Genomic DNA, 22,384 nt, shown 5'->3' with positions numbered 1-22,384 from the left:
AATTAATAATCGGTGTTAATCCTTTTAATCTGTGGAAATCTGTGAGCTGATTTTTTACTTTATAAACAGCTTTTTCAAAGAAATCGTTTTATCGTAAAAAGTAATTCGGATTCCGAAAAGCAAAACGATGCCACCGAAAACCATCTGTAAAGTTATTTTTTCTTCCAAAAACAACCAAGCCAAAATGGAAGTAATTACTGCCTGACTCAATAAACTCAGCGAAACTCTGGTTGCTCGCATGTGCTGTGTTGCGTAACTAATCGAAAGCCATGCACACAATTGACAAATTACGGCTTGTAAGACCAAAACAAACCAGCCTGCATTTGAAAATCCAGTAAAAGGTTCGTCCAGCGAATAACATAAAATTCCCAAATAGATACTGGAAGCCGTTAAACTAATTGTCATAAACGAAAGAACATCTACCTCTGAAAGTACATTTTTGCTGACCAAAAGATAAATCGAATATAAGATTCCAGATAAAACTGCAAATAAAAACGCTTGATCGAAATTTAAATCCAGAAAGAACTCAAATCCAACTAAAGCGACCATTCCAAAAAGCGAAACGACAGTTCCAATCCAGAAGTTTGTGGCAGGTTTTGATTTCAGAAAAAGGAAAGAACCAATTCCGACCCAGACAGGCGATAAATTTGTCAGTAAAGAAGCTTGAGTTGCACTCGAATCCTGAATAGCAATATTCCAAACCGCAACATCTGACGAAAACAAAACACCGCAAAGCATTGCCAAAAGTGTAAATTTCAAACTAGGAAGTTTAAAGTTCCCGCTGAAAATGACATAAGGCAGTAAAAGTAAAACAGCAAAAAACATTCGGTAAAATGCCGAAATCAATCCTGGTGTTAAACGTAATTTTACCAATATTGGAAAAATCGAAATGCAAAGGATACCGCAGATTAGGGCTAATCTTGGTTTAGTGAGTTTCATTAGATGTATTTATTCTTAGATATTTTTTCTTCAAAGATAGTTTAGAAAGAGAGTATTTTGAAAACAAAAAGCGCGAATCAATTAAAAAGGATAATCGGTTCGCGCTTTTTTATTTTTAAAAAGAAGAATTTTTACTCTTTCGTTTCTTCAACTTCAAGGGTTGGAGGAGCTTCTGGCGAAGTCAAGTCTTCACCTTTTAAATAAGATGGAAGATTTAATCCGGCCATATTGAATAAGTCATTTAATGGTGGCACTGTTTTCATCATTCCAGAAACAAAATTGGCTGTAGAACCATTTTCACCCTGACCATTTCCAGAATCCCAAACCGTGATTTTGTCAATCTTGATATTTTTAACAGCTTCAACTTGAGTTTTAACCAATTCAGGAAGTTTCTCTAATAATAAAAGTTGGAAAGCTTTGCTTGGATCTCCGCCCGCTGCCGCTACAACATCTTTGTAACCTTCTGCCTGTTTGGTTAAGATTTCAAATAAACCTTTTGCTTCTGCTTCCATCTTAGCGAAAATCGCGTCAGCTTCTCCTTTTGCATTTTCTCTGATCGTTTCTGCGGCGGCTTGTGCTTCGATAATGGCTCTTTGTTTAGCGATTTCGGCAGGAACTACAATGTTGGCAATTTGTGTAGAACGTTCTCTTTCAGAACGCGCCAACTCGGCTTTTTGCTCTGCAAGATAAGATTCTTCCAATGCTTTTGCTTGTTGTACTTTTTCGGCAGCAATTGCGATACGCAACGATTCTGCTTCTTTTTCTCTACGAATAGCTTCAGAATTCGCAATGGCAATTTTTGCCTCGTTTTCTCCCTGAATCGCAATCGCATTAGCCTCAGACGTTTTTACCCTTGTATCTCTTTCAGCTTCAGCTTTACCAATCGTTTCGTCTTTGGCGGCTGTTGCAATACTAATTTCACGGTCTTTTTGAGTAATGGCAATTTTAACATCACGATCTCTATGTGTTTCGGCGATTTGAGTGTCTTTTTCTCTGTCAGCAAGAGCTTTACCAGTTTCCCCGATTTTTTCTTGCTCAGCCACGCTAATTTTAGCTTCGTTGATTGCTTTTGCAGCAGCTTCTTTTCCTAAAGCTTCGATATAACCAGATTCGTCACGAATATCGGTAACGTTTACGTTGATTAATTTTAAACCGATTTTCTTCAATTCGCTGTCCACGTTTTTAGAAATGTTGTCTAGGAATTTATCACGGTCAGAGTTAATTTCTTCAATAGTCATGGTTGCGATAACCAAACGCAACTGACCAAATAAAATATCTTTTGCAAGCTCCTGAACTTGTTCTGATGATAAGCCTAATAATCTTTCAGCAGCTGTATTCATGCTGTCAGATTCTGTAGAAATGGCAATGGTGAATCGACAAGGGACATCGACTCTAATGTTCTGACGGCTTAACGCGTTGGTCAGATTGGCTTCGATAGAAAGCGGTTTTAAATCCAGAAAAGAATAATCCTGAATTACGGGCCAGATAAAAGCACCTCCACCGTGTACACAGCGTGCTGAGGTTCCGCCGGTGCGTCCGTAGATTACTAAAATTTTATCCGAAGGACAGCGCTTGTACCTCGAGATTAATGCTGAAATGGTTACGAATAGAACGATTGCCGCAACTGCAATCAAAATAATTGGGTTCATTAACATGGTATGTGTATTATATGGTTTCTACGATTAAGAGGTTGTTGTTTTCTATTTTGACAACTTTTACTGAACTTCCCGACGGAATTCTGTCATTTTCTGTCATGGCTTCCAGTTCATGAAATGCACCATTTACGCTGATCATGATTTTGCCTTTTCCACTTTTCTTTTCGGGAATTGTCAAGTAAACTTCGGCAGTTTTATTAAGCGTGTTGGTTATTTTAAAAGAATTGTCTTCGGCTAGTTTTTGTACTTGTTTGATTACGAAGAAAAACAAAAGCACAAACAAAACTCCAACAACTAATGAAGTAACAATAAGAAAAACCGGCTTTTCGCCGAGAGTAGCATAAAAAGAAATTCCGGTCCAGCTGAAACCCAGTAAAAAGTTGATTAGGTTTCTTAAAGAGAAAAGCTGAAAATCGCCGTCGTGAACATCTGCATCAAAATCGGTATCGAAACCGTCAGCCACATCAAGACCCGAAAAGGTAATAACGGTTTGAATAAGAAAAATTAAACTTGTTGGAATCGCGATGTACCAAAAAGATTTAAGCAACGTAGGTAAACTTTCTAATAGCTCCATAATTTTCAGTTTTTCGAATAACTTTTGGCGCTAATATCTTATTTTTTTTGTAAGAAAACTAATTTTAAAGGAAAATCAATGATTTGATGTTGTACAGAATGAAAAAGCGCAAATCAATTAAAAAAGTTAATCGATTTACGCTTTTATCTTAAGCCGTTATGATTTTATTGCAGGCTTTCTGAATTTGTTTATCCGAAAACGGTTCTAGAGTTTCGGCAAGCATTTCACTTGTTTTGATGCATTCCATCATTTTTGATCTTAGATCTTTATCATCTCCCAAATCTGTTTCAAGAATCCGCTTGAAAATTTCAGACAGATAATGGGGTTGTTCTCTAAAATCGCCTTCAAACCATAAGTCTGAAAGAAATTTTGCCATTGATGGCATTACATCGTGGTGTGTCGGTTTTTGATTTTCTCTTTTTTGCATAAACCTGAAAATATTAAACGCACAAATCCCTCGTTTTAGATGTGCAAAAAATACCCCATAGGGATAGGTTTTCCCATTGTTTCCGCAGGGACATCATGACGAGGGATTCGCTTATGTTAACTTTGTTTGAAAGTTCCTAAATAAACCCTATAGTGTATTTTTTGCAGAACAAACTTACAAAAATGATTTTGAAAGAAACAATAAAAAAGTAAGAAAATTACTCTTTTTGTATAAGGTGTGAGATTACTTTACTTTTCTATTTTTGATATTTTGACGATTATCCCAAAATGATACTATTTCAATTTGATTGTCTTTTACTTCATAGAAAATTAGATAAACTTTCATAGAAATTACACGAGTGATTTTGTTCGAAGTTAGTCTCCCAATTAATTCTGAACTTGAAAGAGTATTTAATAAATCTTCAACTTCATCCAATAATTTTAAACTATAAGTTGGGCTCTCATTTCGAATGAAATAATATTCGAGAACATTTTCAAGTTGAAGTTTGGCAAAAGAAGACCAAACTATTTCTTTTTTAACCATTCTCGCATTTCTGAAATTACTTCTTCATTTTTATGAAAATTTCCATTTTCAATCTCCATGCGACTAGTTGCAATTGCTGATTTTTGCTCATTTGACAACTGGTAAAGTTCTTGTTCAGATGAATCAAAAATAGTCTGAAGTGCATTCAGGAAATTTAAATCATTAGAATCTTTGATTCTTGATATTAAATTCTTTTTTATTTGTGCAGTCAAGTCCATAATCTTCCTTTGTATATTCAAAATTAAAAATTTATTCTCAGATTGTATTAGTTGATTATGTATTATTTAAGAAAGTGTCATATAAACAAAGAAAGTTATCTGCCAGATATTTTAGGCGGATAACTTTCTATTAGTTATATATCGAATAAATTTTAATTAATTTACCGTAGCTCCATTCGGCGCATCAGCATCCGGATTTACAAAAACCAGTTTTCCTTCTGCGTTTGTTGTCATCAAGATCATTCCTTGGCTTTCAACGCCGCGTAAAGCTCTTGGCGCAAGATTTGCTAATACAGAAACACGTTTTCCGATGATTTCTTCTGGCGAAAAACTTTCAGCAATTCCCGAAACAATTGTACGAACATCGATTCCTGTATCTACTTTCAATACTAAAAGTTTGTTTGCTTTTGGCATTTTTTCAGCTTCTAAAATAGTTCCGATACGAATATCCATTTTCGCAAAATCTTCAAACTGAATTAAATCTTTCTGAGGTTCTGCTTGTTTGTTTTCGGCAAGATTAGCGGTTTTTGTTGCTTCCAATTTATCTATTTGTTTTTGTATTTCTTCGTCTTCAATTTTAGCGAAAAGTAATTCTGCTTCGCCAATTTTGTGTCCTGCTGGAAGCAAATCTGAAGTTTCAGAAATGTCATTCCAACCTAATGTTTTATCAAGGAAAATATCTTTTGCATTACGATCTTTCTCTTTCAGGAATTTGCTGAAACCTGCAAAATGTTCTTTAAGATCTCCTAAATTCAATATTTTAGAAAGTTTCGCAGCAGTGAAAGGTAAAAACGGTTCAGCCAAAACGCTCAACGCGGCAGCAATTTGCAACGCCACATACATTTGAGTTTTTACACGCTCCGGATTGTCTTTCATCACTTTCCAAGGCTCTTCGTCTGCCAGATATTTATTTCCTAAACGAGCCACATTCATTAATTCACCCAAAGCTTCACGGAATCTGTAACGCTCAACCGAACTTGAAATTACAGCTGGATACGCTTTTAATTCTGCTAAAGTTTGTTCGTCAACTTCTGTAAATTCGTTTGGCGCTGGAATAACTCCATCGTAATATTTGTTGGTTAAAACTACCACACGATTCACAAAGTTTCCGAAAACGGCAACCAATTCATTGTTGTTTCTAGCTTGGAAATCTTTCCATGTAAAATCGTTATCTTTTGTTTCAGGTGCGTTTGATGTCAATGCGTAACGCAAAACATCTTGCTTATCTGGAAATTCTTCTAAATATTCGTGCAACCAAACTGCCCAGTTTTTAGAAGTCGAAAGTTTGTTTCCTTCTAAATTCAAGAATTCATTTGCAGGAACATTATCTGGTAAAATATAGCTTCCTTCGGCTTTTAACATCGCCGGGAAAATGATACAGTGGAAAACAATATTGTCTTTCCCGATAAAGTGAACCAGTTTCGTATCCTGATCTTTCCAATACGGTTCCCAGTCTTTTCCTTCGCGTGCCGCCCATTCTTTCGTAGAAGAAATGTAACCGATAGGCGCATCAAACCAAACGTAAAGTTTTTTGCCTTCTGCTCCTTCAACAGGAACATCGATTCCCCAGTCCAAGTCACGCGTTACGGCACGAGGTTCTAATCCTGCGTCGATCCACGATTTTACTTGACCATAAACGTTGGTTTTCCAATCGTTTTTATGACCTTCTAAAATCCATTCGCGTAAAAAAGCATCGTAACGATCCAAAGGTAAAAACCAGTGTTTAGTTGATTTTAAAACCGGAGTTTCGCCAGTAATGGTCGATTTTGGGTTAATCAAATCAGTTGCGTTTAAAGTCGAACCGCAGTTTTCACATTGATCGCCGTAAGCACCGTCATTGCCACATTTTGGGCAAGTTCCAACCACAAAACGGTCTGCTAAAAACTGATTGGCTTTTGCATCGTATAATTGTTCTGTAGTTTCTTCAATAAAATCGCCTTTATCATACAAAGTCCTAAAGAATTCTGAAGCCGTATCATGATGAATTTTAGCCGAAGTTCTAGAATAATTGTTGAATGAAATCCCGAAATCTGCAAACGATTTACGAATGATTCCGTCATATTTATCAATAACTTCTTGTGGTGTGATTCCTTCTTTTTTGGCTTTCATTGAAATTGCAACACCGTGTTCATCACTTCCACAAATAAATGCAACATCTTTCCCTTGCAATCTTAAATATCTAGAATATATATCTGCAGGCACGTAAACCCCAGCCAAATGTCCAATATGTATTGGGCCATTGGTGTAAGGTAATGCCGCCGTGATCGTATATCTCTTTGGATCTTGTATCATAATTCAATTTTATTGAGTGCAAAAATAAGCAATAGAATTGAGATTTTAATATTACGTGGAGATTCGCTGAGTTTTTACTGAGAATTGTGATGTTTTAATCTCGCAAAGTCTCAAAGTCTCAGAGTTTTTTATAGCCACAGACTAAGAGGATTAAAAGGATTTTAATTTTAGACATGAATTGCCTCCAGCTTTAGCTGGAGGGGTTGTAACTATGAGGTGATTGGGCTTTGGCCAAACCTGCGCATTTGGCTAAAGCCATTTTGTAGAATCTTATTTATTACATCTAGCTAAAGCTGGACGCAATTCTAAAATTATTTGAGTCTCGGCTCGTGATAACTATCGGGGTTGTGAGATTATTTCAATTTAATAAATAAACTTTGCGTCTTTGTGCCTTCGTGGCAAATCCAACATAAAATAGAACGAGTTTAAACTACGTTTAGCGCTTATAAATGAGAATATATTTCGCAATCTTTGCCGTCCGAAAAAAACAAAGATAAATTATGAGCAAGACGAAATTAATCATCAATAAAAACGGATCTATTAAAATCGAAGGAGATTTTGAAATCATGGATCCAGAAGGAGCACTTTACGGTTTACAAGGAAGACAAGCACTTGGACTTTGCCGTTGCGGATTATCTAAAAACAAACCTTTCTGCGACGGAGGACACAGAAACAACTTCGAACATGATTCTGTTGCGTTTGATTTACCGCCAATGAAAACAAACTAAGATTTTTCTAGCTTACAATATTTTGAAACCGTATTCTTTTTGGATGCGGTTTTTTTTATGTTATTATTATGAAAAAATAGAAATACAACTATTTCATTTTGAATTAATTCAATTAATTTTATCTGCATCAAATAATGTTTTCGATTTATGATATTTAAAAGACTTTCTATAGGACTCTTTTTGACTCTTTTAGCAAATGTAGCAACTGCTCAAAATAAAATAAACCTATTTTCGGAAATTAATTATAACTCGATTCCTGCAGTAAGTTTGAACGAGTACAAATCGGTTCAGGAACGGGATGCGCGATTCCAGAATCCAAATGTCGCTTTGGGAGTCGGGATTTCGGGCGGTGGATCTAGAGCGCAGTTTTTTAGTTTGGGTGTGCTTTTGGGATTGGAAGAAATTCAGGAAGAAAAATCGGATCGTAACTTTTTAAAAGAAGTAGATTATTTTTCAACCGTTTCAGGAGGATGTTTTTCTGCAGGATATTATTTGACGATTCTGAAAAACAAACTACAATACGATAATTGCACTTTCAATGAGTTTTACTTTTCTAAAGCCGATGCCTTCAAATCAGATGTCAATAAATCAGCTACACTTTTTTCTCTTCTTAATAATAGTCGAAACGAAAAAGGAGAAAAAATTTCTATGGCACAGCGATTAGATTTGGAAGTTTTGCAATACGACAGTACAAATCCAGAAAATCAGAATAAGTTTAAAACACAGATGCAGTTGTCTGATTTTTTTATTCCAAAAGACAGCAAATTAAATCCGCAATTGCCCATAATGGTTGCTAATGGAACGGCTTATAATAACGGAGAACGTTTTCCGTTTATGCCACATATTATTCGAGCTTTAAAAATCAATTCGTCTTTGGCTCCCAATAAGGCATCCCTTCCGCTTGACGGAAATCAAATAAATAATGGTTACGATTTTCCGCTTACGTATGCCATCACAGCGAGTTCTGCTTTTCCTGGCGTTTTGCCAAAAACCAAATTTGGAATCAAAAATCAAGATAAGATTTTATGTGTGGTTGATGGTGGAGCATCAGACAATATGGGGTATGAAACCTTGATCGAACTGCTTCACAATGATACAAAAGTGAAAGACAAAAACAAAAAAGCACTTTTTATTGATTGTTTGGGGCAGGGAAAAAAGTCGCCTTATATAAATGATGGTAAAATCAGATTGATTTCTTTGTTAGAAACAGCCTCTTTGTACACGGTTCAAACTCGATATATGACTTTTGAAAGAGATGTCGAAACGGTTTTGGAACGCTATAAAATCCCAACTTCCAATTATCAGGTTATTGGTTTTACGACTTTACGGAATCATTTGTCTAAGTTGAAAAAAGATGAAAAATACGAATCTTTGATTACGGAACTAAAAAACAGTGATGATGAAGCAGCAAGCTGGCTGAAACTACATGACGATTTTAAAGCTCAATTGATTTCAAAATTTGGTTTGGAAAGTTTTAAAAAAGACAAAAATGGCGAAGTTTTGCTTTCCAGTTTAGACAAAGAAAAGTTTAAAGATTTTGGTGCCAGCGAACTTTTAATACTTTATGAATATTCGTCTCACGTAGAGACCAAACTCAAAATAACACCCGAAGAAAAAGAAATGTTGCTGCTTTCTGGACGTTTTGCAGCTTATTCGAAGGCTGATGAATTGAAAGGGCTGTTGGTTGAGAATAAGGGGTTTTAAGTACTATTGCTCAAAAACTACCTTTTTGTTTGTCTTTTCTATTTTTACAATATCGTAAGGTCTAGATAATCTAGCTGTTAGGTCTCCTTTTTTTAATTTTTCAACTTTTACAATTACAGTCTTACGGTTTTGGCTGATTTTCATAATATCTATAGAATGTCCGCCATTTCCGTTTGTTCTGTCAATAACGGCAATAATTTGATATTTATTGAAGTCAATGTTAGTCTCGCTGAATTCTTTTACTAAATTATTTGGAGTGCTCATTTCAGTCATTAAATTATTCCAACTTTTAGAGTTTTTAATAACTAAATATCTTGGTGCAATGCTTTGATCATTAGGAAAAGAATCTCCTTTAGCAATTGATGAATATTGTACATTAGTGATTGGTAAATCGTCATTGTCACAACTTGTAAATGCAAATAAGATGCTAAAAAATAAGAATATCTGTTTCATGGTTTTGGTTATTAGTTTAATAATACTATTTATTTAACAGATTGATTTTTTTTAAATGGTTGCGTTAAAGCTACTTAGTTTTTTTGATTTACCGGATTTCATTTCCATTTTCATCCATGCACATTTGCTCTCTGATGTAACTTTGAAAAGATTTGTTTGTGTAATAAAGCTCTCCGCTTTCATGCCAAAACTCAACAACAGTTCCGTCATTGTGGTCAAAATCAAAACCAGAAAAATCGCCACAGAAATTATCTCCAAAAAACCAAACATTAGATTTTAATTCAAAGTGATCTTCCAAACCTAAATCTTCTAAATCAAATAAAGAAGATGTGATGTTAAATTGACCTTGCATAAAACTTCCCGAACCAATTTCTTGCTGATAAACAATATAATCTTGAGGTAGTTTAGGGTATTCTGAAAGAAGTTTTTCTATTTGATCATTATTTAATATTTGTCTTTTATTTTGATTATCATTTTTACTTTCGACCTTTTGAAGGAATTCTTTTTCTAAATTATAATTTGTAGACATAACTCATACTTTATGTTTTATTTTACTCTTTCGCAAATATCACAATTATATATTCTTAATAAACGTTGACCTAATTCTGAGTTTTCACAATGCGATGATATTGTTGTAGTGAGTTCAATTTTTATGGGGTAATTTAAGACTGTTTCAATTTCGAAAAAGTTATTATATTCTGTAACTCCATTAACCATTAAACGAGTGTAATTTTTCTCAAACGCAACTTTAGTTTTTTCTTTACTTGCTTTTAATGCAGGCCAATCTGATATTTTACTAGAAGCATTTTTATTTTTATCGATATTGAATTTCTGAAAATTTCTTTTAAAAGTTTCTCCAATAATTTCGTTTGAACTTTTAAGATTAATTACTTCACACTGTTGTTGTTCAAAAGTATAGCCTGCTTCTATTTCTTTGGAAACTGGTGCAAAGATTATTTCAGAATGTTTTTCAGATATATAAATTATAAGTTGCTTTACGATCTTTAATTTAGGTTCGGGAACTTTAAATATCAAGCTTTTTATTTTCATGAATAGTTTATCGTTTTTAACAATCTTGCTTTAAATGACAAGGATTTTTTTAAATACTAAAATAATCTTTTCTTCTTTTCAAAACATAATATAATTTCCCTCAACTTTGCAAAAGCAATCTTTTAAATAAACTCAAATGGAATTCGGTAAAATCATAATTTCAGAAACGGCGGCAAATAGCGAAAACCCGCAAGACGTTGTAAATTCGAATATTTCGGTAATCAATTTAATGCGTGAAGAAAAAATAGATGACGATTTGATTCACGAAGACGCTTTGATGAGTTACTATTTGGATTTTTATGCTTCAAAATATGCAGAAGGAAATTTTTCTAAATTCGTTCATGATTCTGGCTGGAATAAAGAATTAAACGAACTTATTGAAGAAGGCTTGGAATTAATTGGTGCCAAAAAACATTTGGAATTGTTTAAAGAACAATCCCGAAAACTGCGTTTGCAGAGCAATATCAAACTTGGGAAATTTTTACAGTCTAAGTTTGATACCCCAAATCCGTTTCGCGATCTTTTAAATAATAATGCTTATTTTGAATTGGATGAAAGTATCGTTGAATTGAATGCCTCATTTTTAAAATCACATCCAGACACAGAAGTGCTTTCGGTAGAAGAAATGTTTAAAACACTGGAAGAATTTGTTGGTCATGAAATAAAAAGAGGCTAAAACTTTAGATTGTAAAGCCTTGTAATTATTGATTTCTTAGAGTATTATTTGATAATTGGATCTTTTTTTAGTTGTGTTTGTAAGAAAATTATATATTTGAAAAGCCCAAAAAAATCTACTAACAAATTGATGCCTATGAAAAAAACGATACTCTACAGTGGAGTTTTGATGTTTTTATTCGCTTGCGGAAAGAGTGAAAAAACGATAAACCAAGCAGAGATTCAGAATCAAGAACTGCTTTCGCTGACAGAAACAGACGCTGATTATAATAATAATAATAATAAGGAGCTTAAAAAACTCGTTTTTAAAAATCTGGATGACATTAAAGATTCGGAAGAGTTGAATCTGCCTTTGCTTTCTAAGGTTGCATCAAATCTGAATATCAAATACTCAAACATTAAAATGGATGAGACGAGCTCAATCAACTACGACGATAAAACTGCTTTTTTTGTCCTGACTATTATTGAGCACAATAAAAAGATTTCCAAAGCAGATGGCTACGAAAATCTAGGCAATTACTTTCAGCGAAAATATTTATTTGTCAATCGAGAAAGCGGGGATATAATCGCTGAAGAGTTTGATGATAATCTCGGATATTATCACAACGAAGCCATTCGATTTTCGAAATCACATATTTTAAAGGATTTGGTCTATTTGAATGAGAATACGCCTGCGATTGGTTTTTATACAGAAGCCAGTGCAAGCAGTAGAATTGTTTTATATTCAGAACAAAAATTTACATTGCTCACGCTTGCAAACAACGAAATTAAAAAAGTCCTTTATGAATATCCCATCCGTCTTACTAACGGAGATTCGAATGGAAGTGGAACTTACCAAATCGAAACCTTAGAAACAGGAATGAGTTTTGGAAATCATAAAACAAATGGCTTTTATGATTTGATTGTAACTAAAAACTTTTCTTATGAAGAAGCTGTCGAGGACAGTTTAGAAAATGAAATGGAAGAAAAGAGCAATCTAAAAATCAAAAAAGAATCCGAGAAATTAATGTTTAACGGCAAAGAATACGCTTTTAATAGAGATGACAGGCATCGTTTTTTAGAGTAAAAAACATGAATTTCGAAATAACATCAAGAGCACTTTTAGAGTGCTTTTGATGTTTATAAGAGATTTCGGTTTTACTGCAAAACTTTGACCTATTGTTAACAAACATTTCCTTAAATTTGCTTCCGTTATAAAAAACACAATAGTATAAAAATCAAGCTATGTTACAAATTGCATTTATTAGAGAAAATCAAGAGAAAGTAATCAAAGCTTTAGCAAAACGAAATATCGATGCTAAAAGCGTTGTGGAAGAAGTGGTTCAATTAGACGAAAATCGTCGTGCTGCACAAGTGGAATTAGACAATACTTTATCAGAATCTAATAAATTGTCCAAAGATATTGGTGAATTGATGAAAGCTGGAGAGAAAGCTAAAGCAGCAATCTTAAAAGAAAAAACAGTTTCACTAAAAGAAAAAAGCAAAGAACTGAGCGAAAAAGCAGAAGCTTTGGCTGTTGAGTTAACTAATAAATTATATACTTTACCAAATCTTCCGGCAGATATTGTTCCAGAAGGAAAAACGCCAGATGATAATTTAAATGTTTTCCAGGAGGGAGATATTCCAGTTTTACACGAAGGCGCACAACCTCACTGGGAATTGGTAAAGAAATATGATATTATCGATTTTGAATTGGGTGTAAAAATCACCGGAGCAGGATTTCCTGTTTATAAAGGAAAAGGGGCTCGTTTACAGCGTGCTTTAATCAACTACTTTTTAGACAAAAATACCGCTGCGGGATATAACGAAGTTCAAGTGCCGCATTTGGTAAACGAAGCTTCAGGATTTGGAACGGGACAATTACCAGACAAAGAAGGACAAATGTATCATTCTACAATTGATGATTTATATTTGATTCCAACCGCTGAGGTTCCAGTAACAAATTTATTTCGCGATGTCATTTTGAACGAAAGTGACCTTCCTGTTTTACATACTGCGTATACACCATGTTTCCGTCGTGAAGCAGGTTCTTACGGAGCACACGTTCGCGGATTGAATCGTTTACACCAATTTGATAAAGTAGAAATTGTTCGTGTGGAGCATCCTGATAACTCTTATGCTGCATTGGACGGAATGGTAGAACATGTAAAAGAAATTTTAAAAGAACTAAAATTACCATACAGAGTTTTACGCCTTTGTGGAGGAGATATGGGATTCACATCTGCTTTGACTTATGATTTTGAAGTGTTTTCTACAGCACAAGACCGCTGGTTAGAAATCAGTTCTGTTTCTAACTTTGAAACTTTCCAGGCAAACCGTTTGAAATTACGCTTCAAAGACAAAGATGGAAAAAATCAATTGGCTCATACACTTAACGGAAGTTCATTAGCGCTTCCTAGAGTTTTGGCTGGAATTATAGAAAATTACCAAACTCCGGAAGGAATCGTAATCCCTGAAGTTTTACGTCCTTACTGCGGATTTGATATTATAAATTAATTTGAAGCTAAACCTGACAGGTTTCAAAAACCTGTCAGGTTTCTTTAAAATTACTAAAACTGCGACTAATGAAAAACGGAGTATTAAACTGGAATGTCGATCCCGTTATTTTTTGGATCACAGATAGTTTTCCTTTAAAATATTATGGAGCTCTTTTTGCCTGTGGACTTCTTCTGGGCTTTTATATTGTTAGAAATATTTACAAAAAAGAGAATCTTTCTCTAGACAATCTCGATACTTTACTGATTTATGTTATTGTCGGAACCGTTTTGGGGGCCAGACTTGGACATTGTTTATTCTACGAACCAGAATATTTCTTCAAACATCCGATAGAAATTCTTTTACCAATTCAGAAAATAAAAGGTGCTTATGAGTTTGTAGGCTATCAGGGATTGGCAAGCCATGGTGGTTCGATTGGTGTAATTACAGCAATGATTTTATATTGTCGTAGATACAAAGTACAATTCTTGGGACTTCTGGATAAAATGGCGGTTGCGGTTCCTGTAACAGGAGCATTTATCAGAATGGGGAATTTCATGAATTCTGAAATATACGGAAAACCAACCAACGGAAATTGGGGAGTTGTTTTTGAAAGAGACGATTTAATTCCGAGACATCCAACGCAATTATATGAAGCTTTTGCTTATGTGTTGATTTTTGTAATTCTGTTTTACATGTATAAATCGGAGAAAATTAGAAATGCACAAGGTTTAATTTTTGGAAGTTTCTTAACTTTATTATTTGCAGCTCGATTTATAATTGAATTCTTCAAAGAAAATCAGGAAGCTTTTGAAAACGATATGCTGATTAATATGGGACAGATTTTAAGTATTCCGTTCATAGTAATTGGCTTGGTTTTGATTATTTGGAAAAGTAAAAAAGTCCCAGTTTACAGTAACTAAAAAAAAAGTCCCAGTTTACAGTCTCAGTTTACAGTTTGTGAGACTGAGAACCGAGACTGCGACTGAAAACTAAAAAAAAAGCAGTATGAAAAACATATTGATTTGTATCGTTTTATTATGTTCTGGTTTTGCCTTTGGACAAAACGAGCAGCTAGCGCAGTATTATTACGACAAAGGTGATTTTGACAAAGCAAAAATCAGTTACGAAGAACTTTTAAAAGGTGCGCCTTCGAATACACAGTATTTTTTGCGAACTGTCGATTGTTATCAGCAGTTACAGCAGTTTGCGAATGCCGAAAAAGCAATTCAGGATCGTTACAATCGTTACAAGCAAGGTGTTTTTCTGGTGGAGTTAGGATACAATTTTCAATTACAAAAGAACGATTCGAAAGCTAAAAATTACTACGAACAGGCAATTGAAAAGATAAAAACAAGTCCAAACGATGTCTACGGAATCGCGAGTTCTTTTGAGAAAAAAGTATTACTGGAATATGCTTTAAAATCGTATCAAACGGCAATGCAGGTACAGCCGAATTTCAATTTCAATTTTCAAATCGGAATGCTGTACGGTCAATTGGGTAAAACCGATTTGATGATCGATTTACTGTTGACGGAATCTTTCACGAATCCGCAGAATACCAGTTTGATTCAGACGCAGTTGTCCCGGTTTATGAATGGGGAAACGGATAATACGGCTTTTAAAGATGCCATGCGAAAAGCATTAATTCTTAGAACCCAAAAAGATCAGGATGTTTTTTGGAATCATTATCTGAGTTGGTTTTATGTACAGCAGAAAGAATTTGGTAAAGCCTTTATTCAGGAAAAAGCCATTTACAAACGTGAACCGGAATCTTTGATGAGCATCGTTAATCTGAGTCAGTTTGCTATGAGTGAAGACGATGACGAAACAGCCGTTGAAATTCTGAACTTTATTCTTCAAAATACCAAAGATTTAGGTTTGCTGATTCAGTCCAATTCGTATTTAATGCAGATAAAGATTGATAATGCACAGGAAAAGGATTATCCGGTTATTGATCAGGAATTAAAGCAATTGCTGACAACTTACGAAATCAATCCTTTTACCTTATCTTTGCAGATTATTCAGGCACATTTTCTGGCTTTTAATTTGAAAAAGACTGAAGAAGGAAAGGCGGTTATCAAAAAGGCTTTAGAATTGAATTTAAATGAATATCAAAAAGCCGATGCTAAAATGGAGCTGGCCGATATTCTGCTTTTGGAAGAGAAGTATAATCAGGCGCTTATTTATTATTCGCAGATTCAATTGGATTTAAAAAATGACGTAATGGCGCACGAAGCCAGTTTGAAAGCAGCAAAAACAAGTTATTACAAAGGCGATTTTGAATGGGCAAATAAACAATTTAAAGAATTAAAAGCTGCCAATACACAGTTAATTGCAAATGATGCTTTAGAATATTTTCTTTTAATTAATGATAATACAGCAGCTGATTCGACCCAAGTCGCTTTGAAAGCATTTGCAAAAGGAGATTTTTTAATTTATCAGAATAAAAAACAAGAAGCAATCACGCAGTTTCAAAATATTTTAAAAAACTTTAAAGGTCAGGAAATAGAAGCTGTAACGTTACTTCGTTTAGGAAAAGTTTACGAAAGCCAGAAAGATTTTGCTTCGGCTTTAAGCCAATATCAACAGATTATTGACAATCACAGTGACGGAATTTATGTTGACGAAGCCTTATTTTTCTCAGCAGAAATCTACAACGACGAACTAAAAGACACCGAAAAGGCAAAACCTTTATATGAAAAGGTAATTTTTAATCATCAAGACAGTATTTACTTTGTCGATGCCAGAAAAAAATACCGTGAGTTAAGAGGGGATAAGAATTTATAATTCAGATTTCAGACTTTAGATTCTTGTTGAAATCTAAAGTCTGAAATCAAAAATCTGAAATCAAAAAAATAATAATATCGTGATTTGAAGAGATTCAAGAAGTAAGAGAAAAAAACTCAGAACCTTTGCATCTCAGCATCTCAGAACCTTAGAAAAAATGATTATTTACAACGTTACCACAAACATACACGAAAGCGTTCACGACCAATGGTTAAAATGGATGCAGGAAAAACACATACCAGAAATTCTGGCTACTAATAAATTCTCTTCGGCGAGAATAGTAAAAGTTTTGGTTGAAGAAGAAATGGGCGGAATTACTTATTCAACTCAATATGTTACAGACAGCAAAGAAACGCTGGATAAGTTTTATATCGAAGACGAACCTGAATTTCATAGAGAAGCTTTAGGTTTATTTGCAGATAAAATGCTTTCTTTTAGAACGGAGTTGGAGGTTATTTCAGAGCACTAATTTTTTAGTTTTCAGTCACAGTCACGGTTTTCATTTTATTAGGAAATTCGTGGAAATTCGATTTCAAACAAAAGAAGAAAGTAATAGGCAACAACAGGAAGACTTTTTGAAATTATCAAAAGTAGAAAGGTTTTACAGCTTTTTGCGTTTAAGTGAAAGGATGAGTAAATTTCCAGTTAAGAATAAAATAGATAAAAATAAAGACAATTTTCTTATTGTAATCGAGAGAAAAGAATAAATCTTTGTGTCTTTGAGCCTTTGTGGCAAAAAAAAACAATACTTTTGCAGCCTCGTGACAAACAAGAAATGAAATGGAAAAAGTAAAAGCAAAAAAACATTTAGGACAGCACTTCCTTAAAGACGAAAGTGTCGCAAAAGCGATTGCAGATACTTTAAGTCTTAAAGGATATGAAGAGGTTCTGGAAATAGGGCCAGGAATGGGTGTGCTTACTAAATATTTACTTGAAAAGCCAATTACGACACACGTTATTGAGATTGATACCGAATCTGTAGCGTATCTGGATGCACATTATCCGAAATTAAAAGACAAAATTATCTCTCAGGATTTCCTGAAGTATAATATAAATGAAGTTTACCAGGACAAACAGTTTGCCATAATTGGTAACTTTCCGTACAATATTTCTTCTCAGATTGTTTTTAGAACATTAGATTTAAAACATCAGATTCCGGAATTTTCAGGAATGTTTCAGAAAGAAGTAGCCGAGCGTATCTGTGAAAAGAAAGGCTCGAAAACCTACGGAATACTATCAGTTTTAGCTCAGGCTTTCTATGATACAGAGTATCTGTTTACGGTTGATGAAAACGTTTTTATTCCTCCGCCCAAGGTGAAATCGGGTGTGATGAGAATGACCCGAAAGGAAGATTACAGCCTTCCGTGTAGCGAAAAGTTATTTTTTACAGTAGTGAAAACCGCTTTTCAGCAGAGACGAAAAACATTACGTAACAGTTTGAAAACATTAAATTTATCAGATCAATTGCGAGAAGACACTATCTTTGATAAACGTCCGGAGCAGTTAAGTGTCGATGAGTTTATTGAACTAACTCTAAAAATAGAAACCGATGGAGTTCAAAGTTAGTAAAGAATTTATACACCAGTTAGAGGAGCTGATCAATAAGAAAAACGACAGTGAACTAGAAGTTTTACTTAATGATCTGCACCATGCCGATATTGCCGAAATTTTAGACGAATTAGATTTTGACGAGGCAACTTATATCTTTAAGGTTTTAGATAGTGATAAAACAGCCGAAATTCTTCTGGAATTGGAAGAAGATCTGCGTGAAAATATCTTAAGCCGACTTTCACCAAAAGAAATCGCGGAAGAGCTTGATGAGCTTGAAACAAATGATGCTGCCGATATTATCGCAGAGCTTTCGCAGGAAATAAAAGCAGAAGTAATCTCTGAACTTGTTGACGTTGAACACGCCAAAGACATTGTAGATCTTTTGCGTTACGACGAAAATACAGCCGGTGGTTTGATGGGGAAGGAGCTTGTAAAAGTAAATGAAAACTGGAATGTTTTAACCTGCGTTAAAGAAATGCGTATTCAGGCTGAAAACGTTTCCAGAGTACATTCTATTTATGTGGTTGATGATGAAAATCGTCTAAAAGGAAGACTTTCTCTTAAAGACTTGCTGACTTCTTCTACCAAAACTCAGATTGGTGAAGTTTATATCCGAAAATTAAATTTTGTAAATGTTGATACGGAAGACGTTGAAGTTGCGCGTATCATGCAGAAATACGATTTAGAGGCTATTCCGGTTGTCGACGAATTGGGGCGTTTGGTGGGAAGAATTACCATTGACGATATCGTAGACGTAATCAAGGAAGAAGCAGATAAAGATTACCAATTAGCCGCAGGTATTACGCAAGACGTTGAATCGAATGACAGCGTTTACGAATTGACCAAAGCTCGTCTGCCTTGGCTTTTGATTGGAATGGTAATTGAAATCGTAGCTTCTTTTGTTTTGAAAGGAAACGAAAGTACATTCCAAAAATATTCCACTTTAATTATTTTTGTGCCATTACTTTCTGCAACTGCAGGAAATATTGGAGTTCAGGCATCGGCAATCGTCGTGCAAGGTTTGGCAAACGGAACCTTGAAAGATTTCAGCCGTGCATACTTTACTAAAGAAATTACAGTTTCGATGATCTCAGGAAGTATCATTTCTTTGCTATTACTTTGTTATCATTCAATAATGTATCAGCAATATTTAGTAGGATTTGCTATTTCAATCTCTATGATTGTCGTAATTTTGTTTGCTGCAACTTTGGGAACTCTAGTACCACTTTTCTTGAATAAAAATAAAATTGATCCCGCAATTGCGACTGGTCCGTTTATAACAACGACCAATGACGTATTCGGAATCATGTTATACTTTGGTGTAGCAAATTTGATTCTTGGATTCTAGATTTTTGCCACAAATTAGCCCTTTAGAGTGATTTAAAATCTCTAAAATCTGCGTAATTTACAGGCGGAAAATATACTGTTAATCAGCCATCATAAATTCAAACCAAGAAGAATGAAAGTACACATTATTGGAGGAGGGAACCTTGGGGTTTCTATTGCCTTGGGAATCGCTAAATTTTCGAAAAACAATCAAGTTACCGTTACCAGAAGAAATACAGCAAGTATTCAGTATTTATCTGAATACGGAATCACTGTATCTAAAGATAACAAACACAATATTCAAGAAGCCGATGTGGTAATTTTAACGATAAAACCGTATCAGGTTGATGTTGTTTTAGCTGAAATTTTACCTGTTATCCAAAACAAAACCATTGCTTCTGCAGTAAGCGGATTGTCTTTGGAAATGCTTCAGACCAAAACAAATTTTGAATATCCGGTTGTGCGTATTATGCCAAATATTGCGGCACAATTTGGAGAATCAGCAACCTGTATTTCTTTCCCTGAAAAATACAAAGAAAATGCTGCGCCAATTGTTGACTTGTTTCAAGATTTAGGAACAGCTCCTGTAATTGACGAAAAATTAATGGATGCGGCTACCGTTTTAGGTGCTTGTGGAACCGCTTATGCATTACGTTATATCCGAGCTTCTATGCAGGCAGGAATCGAAATTGGATTTGATTCTAATACCGCTTTAGCCATTGCGGCTCAAACTGTAAAAGGAGCCGCCAAAATGCTTTTAGAAGAACGAGTGCATCCAGAACAATTAATTGACCGCGTAACAACTCCACAAGGTTGTACAATTGTCGGTTTAAATGAAATGGAACATAATGGTTTCAGTTCGTCATTAATTAAAGGAATCAAAACCTCTTTGAAACAGATTAAAGGTTAGTTTTAAAGAAATTCCAATCCCGAGGCTTCGGGATAAATTCCAAATTCCAATTTTGCTGGGGTTTGGAATTTTTTGTTTTGTAAAGTTAAAGCCTAGTTTTGTCATTCTGAGGAACGAAGAATCACAAGAGTAAGTCGGCAAAGATTGACGATTTTGAATGCGGAGTTTCTAGTGTGATTCTTCGTTCCTCAGAATGACAAACATTATCGAATAGCTTGGAATTGGAATTTGGGATTTTTATTTTTTGGAATTTGATTTTATCAGCTGTATGTACTTCAACCCACATTCGGAAATCTTAGTATAAGAATTCATAGCATTACCATAATTTTGAATTGTCAAAGTATCTTTTACATACAAAGCATCAATACCAACTGGAATTTCAAGATCTTTTGGAGAAACAGAATCATTTTCTTCTTCATTGCTAATATCACCTTCGTATTCATCCCATTGAATTCCTTCTAGAACAAGATACTTTTCTCCAGAACTGTTTTGTGAATATTTAGCTTTTCCTTTTAAAGTGCGAATAGCCGTTTTAAAAATATATTGGTATTCGTTTTTGTCTTTGGAAATAATTACAGAAATCGGACAATCACCTGTTGTATTTATATATGTTCCTTCAACTTCATTTTTAGGATTTTCTTTGGAAACTATTTTTTCATTTTTTACAGTTTCAATAGAAGAAAGTTGCCCTGTTTTTTGATTGCAGGAAGTGAAAGTCAAGAAAGAAATAAACAGAAGAAAAAATCGAAAATTAGTCATAATAGAAGATTAAATTACTGTGTTTTTATTCAAAATATACTTTAAATACACAAAACCAATAAAGCCTGCTAAGAAGGAGGCAATCAGAATGGCGATTTTAGAGAAAACAATTATTTCAGGATTTTTAAAGGCCAAAACTGTTATAAAAATTGACATTGTAAAACCAATCCCACCTAGCATTCCTGCACCTAAAATGTGTGCCCATTTTAAGTTTTTTGGAAGAATGCATAAACCTGAAGTTACACCAACAGAAGAAAATAATAAAATGCCTAGTGGTTTACCTACAACAAGCCCTAGAATAATTCCGTATGAATTCGAGTGATTTAATCCTTCGTGCCAGTTTTCGGTTATGGTTAAAGCTGTATTGGCGACAGCAAACAGCGGTAATATAAAAAAGGCTACCGGCTGATGCAAAAAATGCTGCAGTTTATAAGAAGATGTTTTTTCTCCGCCATCGCCAAACGGAATTACAAAAGCTAAAATGACTCCTGTTATAGTCGCATGAACGCCTGAATTTAACATAAAATACCACATGACAACACCGCCGACTAAATACGGAATCAAATTGTGGATTTTCATTCGGTTTAAAACAAACAAAACGCACCAAATAGCAAGTGCAATTCCGAGATTTAAAAATGAAATAGATGTGCTGTAAAAAACAGCGATAACAATGATAGCGCCTAGATCATCAATAACTGCCAAAGCCGTTAAAAATACTTTTAATGAAGCAGGAACTTTATTCCCAAGAAGCGATAAAATCCCGATTGCAAAAGCAATATCTGTAGCCATCGGAATTCCTGCACCGTTTTGAGTTGTAGTTCCATAATTTAATACCAAGAAAATGGAAGCAGGAACTATCATACCGCCAAAAGCGGCGACTATTGGTAAAGAAGCATTTTTGAAATTGGATAATTCACCATGATAAATTTCGCGTTCCAATTCCAATCCAATCAATAAGAAGAAAATGGTCATTAAGCCATCGTTTATCCATTCTGTGATAGAATGTCCTGAAATTTCTTTTTCCCAAAAAGCAACATACGGAACTTGAAAAGAGGAATTGGCTAGGTAAAGAGATAAAATCGTGACAAAGAGCAAGATAATTCCTCCTGATTTTTCGTTTTCAAAAAAGGCTTTAAAGGTTTTGGTTAATTTCATCTGAAAGGATTCTGAAGATTTAGAGAATGGATTTTATTAATCCGAATACTTTCAAAGTTAGAAAAAATCTAAGCAATAAAAAAAGGATTTGCCACAAAGACACAAAGGCACAAAGTTTTATTTTGATTAGGGAACTTCAATTAAAGAAACAGCTAATCTT

Annotated in this window: 23 protein-coding genes; 11 read left to right on the top strand and 12 right to left on the bottom strand. The window is 34.5% G+C overall.

Annotation, left to right across the window (positions count from 1 at the left end; all coding sequences use genetic code 11):
- Positions 1-54: 54 nt before the first annotated feature.
- The 7 genes from BM289_RS00285 to metG all read right to left on the bottom strand — a co-directional run bounded on the left by BM289_RS00285 (position 55) and on the right by metG (position 6,648).
- On the bottom strand, positions 55-939 hold the full coding sequence (locus BM289_RS00285) for a DMT family transporter (protein ID WP_091489733.1): 885 nt from the start codon (positions 937-939) through the stop codon (positions 55-57).
- A 131-nt stretch (positions 940-1,070) separates the two neighbouring features.
- Positions 1,071-2,588 (bottom strand): flotillin family protein, encoded by a 1,518-nt coding sequence (locus BM289_RS00280; protein WP_091490688.1) that lies wholly within the window; start codon positions 2,586-2,588, stop codon positions 1,071-1,073.
- Positions 2,589-2,604: 16 nt separating this feature from the next.
- A complete protein-coding gene (locus BM289_RS00275; RefSeq protein ID WP_143102016.1) occupies positions 2,605-3,168 on the bottom strand; it encodes an NfeD family protein in 564 nt (187 codons plus the stop codon).
- A gap of 148 nt (positions 3,169-3,316) precedes the next feature.
- A complete protein-coding gene (locus BM289_RS00270) occupies positions 3,317-3,595 on the bottom strand; it encodes a hypothetical protein (protein ID WP_091489728.1) in 279 nt (92 codons plus the stop codon).
- Between the two features lie 243 nt (positions 3,596-3,838).
- Complete coding sequence (locus tag BM289_RS00265; protein WP_091489726.1) at positions 3,839-4,138, bottom strand: type II toxin-antitoxin system RelE/ParE family toxin; 300 nt, start codon at positions 4,136-4,138, stop codon at positions 3,839-3,841.
- Positions 4,120-4,356 carry a hypothetical protein gene (locus BM289_RS00260; RefSeq protein ID WP_091489723.1) on the bottom strand — a complete coding sequence of 79 codons (237 nt, stop codon included), beginning with the start codon at positions 4,354-4,356 and terminating at the stop codon, positions 4,120-4,122. Before BM289_RS00260 ends, BM289_RS00265 begins: the two co-directional genes overlap by 19 nt.
- 156 nt (positions 4,357-4,512) lie before the next feature.
- Complete coding sequence (gene metG / locus BM289_RS00255; protein ID WP_091489721.1) at positions 4,513-6,648, bottom strand: methionine--tRNA ligase; 2,136 nt, start codon at positions 6,646-6,648, stop codon at positions 4,513-4,515.
- Between the two features lie 500 nt (positions 6,649-7,148).
- On the opposite strand from metG, the gene BM289_RS00250 reads away from it, so the two are divergent.
- A complete protein-coding gene (locus tag BM289_RS00250) occupies positions 7,149-7,376 on the top strand; it encodes a CDGSH iron-sulfur domain-containing protein (RefSeq protein WP_091489718.1) in 228 nt (75 codons plus the stop codon).
- A 147-nt stretch (positions 7,377-7,523) separates the two neighbouring features.
- Complete coding sequence (locus BM289_RS25870) at positions 7,524-9,080, top strand: patatin-like phospholipase family protein (RefSeq protein ID WP_091489715.1); 1,557 nt, start codon at positions 7,524-7,526, stop codon at positions 9,078-9,080.
- A gap of 3 nt (positions 9,081-9,083) precedes the next feature.
- Here the strand turns inward: BM289_RS25870 and BM289_RS00240 are convergent, their stop codons facing one another.
- From BM289_RS00240 to BM289_RS00230, 3 genes are all read right to left on the bottom strand, one after another.
- Entirely contained in the window at positions 9,084-9,533 is a 450-nt protein-coding gene (locus BM289_RS00240; RefSeq protein ID WP_091489712.1) for a protease complex subunit PrcB family protein, read from the bottom strand.
- A gap of 88 nt (positions 9,534-9,621) precedes the next feature.
- Complete coding sequence (locus BM289_RS00235) at positions 9,622-10,062, bottom strand: SMI1/KNR4 family protein (RefSeq protein WP_091489710.1); 441 nt, start codon at positions 10,060-10,062, stop codon at positions 9,622-9,624.
- A 17-nt stretch (positions 10,063-10,079) separates the two neighbouring features.
- Positions 10,080-10,583, bottom strand: a complete 504-nt coding sequence (locus BM289_RS00230) for a hypothetical protein (RefSeq protein WP_091489707.1) — start codon at positions 10,581-10,583, stop codon at positions 10,080-10,082.
- A 136-nt stretch (positions 10,584-10,719) separates the two neighbouring features.
- On the opposite strand from BM289_RS00230, the gene BM289_RS00225 reads away from it, so the two are divergent.
- From BM289_RS00225 to proC, 9 genes are all read left to right on the top strand, one after another.
- Positions 10,720-11,259 (top strand): DMP19 family protein, encoded by a 540-nt coding sequence (locus BM289_RS00225; RefSeq protein WP_091489704.1) that lies wholly within the window; start codon positions 10,720-10,722, stop codon positions 11,257-11,259.
- Between the two features lie 135 nt (positions 11,260-11,394).
- Positions 11,395-12,324, top strand: a complete 930-nt coding sequence (locus BM289_RS00220) for a PA3715 family protein (protein ID WP_091490687.1) — start codon at positions 11,395-11,397, stop codon at positions 12,322-12,324.
- A gap of 158 nt (positions 12,325-12,482) precedes the next feature.
- Entirely contained in the window at positions 12,483-13,754 is a 1,272-nt protein-coding gene (gene serS, locus BM289_RS00215; protein ID WP_091489702.1) for a serine--tRNA ligase, read from the top strand.
- A 68-nt stretch (positions 13,755-13,822) separates the two neighbouring features.
- Positions 13,823-14,656, top strand: a complete 834-nt coding sequence (gene lgt / locus BM289_RS00210) for a prolipoprotein diacylglyceryl transferase (RefSeq protein WP_091489697.1) — start codon at positions 13,823-13,825, stop codon at positions 14,654-14,656.
- An 85-nt stretch (positions 14,657-14,741) separates the two neighbouring features.
- Positions 14,742-16,523, top strand: a complete 1,782-nt coding sequence (locus tag BM289_RS00205; protein ID WP_091489695.1) for a tetratricopeptide repeat protein — start codon at positions 14,742-14,744, stop codon at positions 16,521-16,523.
- 157 nt (positions 16,524-16,680) lie between these two features.
- Positions 16,681-16,992, top strand: coding sequence for a DUF4286 family protein (locus BM289_RS00200; RefSeq protein WP_091489692.1), 312 nt, complete (start codon positions 16,681-16,683; stop codon positions 16,990-16,992).
- Between the two features lie 311 nt (positions 16,993-17,303).
- Positions 17,304-18,089, top strand: coding sequence for a 16S rRNA (adenine(1518)-N(6)/adenine(1519)-N(6))-dimethyltransferase RsmA (rsmA, locus tag BM289_RS00190; RefSeq protein WP_091489685.1), 786 nt, complete (start codon positions 17,304-17,306; stop codon positions 18,087-18,089).
- The gene (gene mgtE, locus BM289_RS00185) at positions 18,073-19,422 is read left to right on the top strand and encodes a magnesium transporter (protein WP_091489683.1); all 1,350 of its coding nucleotides are present in this window, start codon (positions 18,073-18,075) and stop codon (positions 19,420-19,422) included. Before rsmA ends, mgtE begins: the two co-directional genes overlap by 17 nt.
- 111 nt (positions 19,423-19,533) lie before the next feature.
- A complete protein-coding gene (gene proC / locus BM289_RS00180; RefSeq protein WP_091489680.1) occupies positions 19,534-20,310 on the top strand; it encodes a pyrroline-5-carboxylate reductase in 777 nt (258 codons plus the stop codon).
- A gap of 237 nt (positions 20,311-20,547) precedes the next feature.
- Here proC and BM289_RS00175 read toward each other — a convergent pair whose 3' ends face one another.
- Together BM289_RS00175 and nhaA are read right to left on the bottom strand one after the other, a co-directional pair.
- Positions 20,548-21,069: a hypothetical protein gene (locus BM289_RS00175; RefSeq protein WP_244165297.1), complete on the bottom strand. Its 522-nt coding sequence runs from the start codon at positions 21,067-21,069 to the stop codon at positions 20,548-20,550.
- Positions 21,070-21,078: 9 nt separating this feature from the next.
- Positions 21,079-22,224, bottom strand: a complete 1,146-nt coding sequence (gene nhaA, locus BM289_RS00170) for a Na+/H+ antiporter NhaA (RefSeq protein ID WP_091489674.1) — start codon at positions 22,222-22,224, stop codon at positions 21,079-21,081.
- Between the last annotated feature and the right edge of the window lie 160 nt (positions 22,225-22,384).

Origin of the sequence: Flavobacterium phragmitis (genome assembly GCF_900112575.1) — a bacterium.
Taxonomy (GTDB): Bacteria; Bacteroidota; Bacteroidia; order Flavobacteriales; family Flavobacteriaceae; genus Flavobacterium; species Flavobacterium phragmitis.
Note: the sequence above shows the minus strand (reverse complement) of the source record. Positions and strands in the feature narration are given on the sequence as shown.

Bases quoted from the DNA above. Each gene is read 5' to 3' on its own strand.
- BM289_RS00285 (WP_091489733.1), bottom strand. From the start codon at position 939: ATGAAACTCACTAAACCAAGATTAGCCCTAATCTGCGGTATCCTTTGC.
- BM289_RS00280 (WP_091490688.1), bottom strand. From the start codon at position 2,588: ATGAACCCAATTATTTTGATTGCAGTTGCGGCAATCGTTCTATTCGTA.
- BM289_RS00275 (WP_143102016.1), bottom strand. From the start codon at position 3,168: ATGGAGCTATTAGAAAGTTTACCTACGTTGCTTAAATCTTTTTGGTAC.
- BM289_RS00270 (WP_091489728.1), bottom strand. From the start codon at position 3,595: ATGCAAAAAAGAGAAAATCAAAAACCGACACACCACGATGTAATGCCA.
- BM289_RS00265 (WP_091489726.1), bottom strand. From the start codon at position 4,138: ATGGTTAAAAAAGAAATAGTTTGGTCTTCTTTTGCCAAACTTCAACTT.
- BM289_RS00260 (WP_091489723.1), bottom strand. From the start codon at position 4,356: ATGGACTTGACTGCACAAATAAAAAAGAATTTAATATCAAGAATCAAA.
- metG (WP_091489721.1), bottom strand. From the start codon at position 6,648: ATGATACAAGATCCAAAGAGATATACGATCACGGCGGCATTACCTTAC.
- BM289_RS00250 (WP_091489718.1), top strand. From the start codon at position 7,149: ATGAGCAAGACGAAATTAATCATCAATAAAAACGGATCTATTAAAATC.
- BM289_RS25870 (WP_091489715.1), top strand. From the start codon at position 7,524: ATGATATTTAAAAGACTTTCTATAGGACTCTTTTTGACTCTTTTAGCA.
- BM289_RS00240 (WP_091489712.1), bottom strand. From the start codon at position 9,533: ATGAAACAGATATTCTTATTTTTTAGCATCTTATTTGCATTTACAAGT.
- BM289_RS00235 (WP_091489710.1), bottom strand. From the start codon at position 10,062: ATGTCTACAAATTATAATTTAGAAAAAGAATTCCTTCAAAAGGTCGAA.
- BM289_RS00230 (WP_091489707.1), bottom strand. From the start codon at position 10,583: ATGAAAATAAAAAGCTTGATATTTAAAGTTCCCGAACCTAAATTAAAG.
- BM289_RS00225 (WP_091489704.1), top strand. From the start codon at position 10,720: ATGGAATTCGGTAAAATCATAATTTCAGAAACGGCGGCAAATAGCGAA.
- BM289_RS00220 (WP_091490687.1), top strand. From the start codon at position 11,395: ATGAAAAAAACGATACTCTACAGTGGAGTTTTGATGTTTTTATTCGCT.
- serS (WP_091489702.1), top strand. From the start codon at position 12,483: ATGTTACAAATTGCATTTATTAGAGAAAATCAAGAGAAAGTAATCAAA.
- lgt (WP_091489697.1), top strand. From the start codon at position 13,823: ATGAAAAACGGAGTATTAAACTGGAATGTCGATCCCGTTATTTTTTGG.
- BM289_RS00205 (WP_091489695.1), top strand. From the start codon at position 14,742: ATGAAAAACATATTGATTTGTATCGTTTTATTATGTTCTGGTTTTGCC.
- BM289_RS00200 (WP_091489692.1), top strand. From the start codon at position 16,681: ATGATTATTTACAACGTTACCACAAACATACACGAAAGCGTTCACGAC.
- rsmA (WP_091489685.1), top strand. From the start codon at position 17,304: ATGGAAAAAGTAAAAGCAAAAAAACATTTAGGACAGCACTTCCTTAAA.
- mgtE (WP_091489683.1), top strand. From the start codon at position 18,073: ATGGAGTTCAAAGTTAGTAAAGAATTTATACACCAGTTAGAGGAGCTG.
- proC (WP_091489680.1), top strand. From the start codon at position 19,534: ATGAAAGTACACATTATTGGAGGAGGGAACCTTGGGGTTTCTATTGCC.
- BM289_RS00175 (WP_244165297.1), bottom strand. From the start codon at position 21,069: ATGACTAATTTTCGATTTTTTCTTCTGTTTATTTCTTTCTTGACTTTC.
- nhaA (WP_091489674.1), bottom strand. From the start codon at position 22,224: ATGAAATTAACCAAAACCTTTAAAGCCTTTTTTGAAAACGAAAAATCA.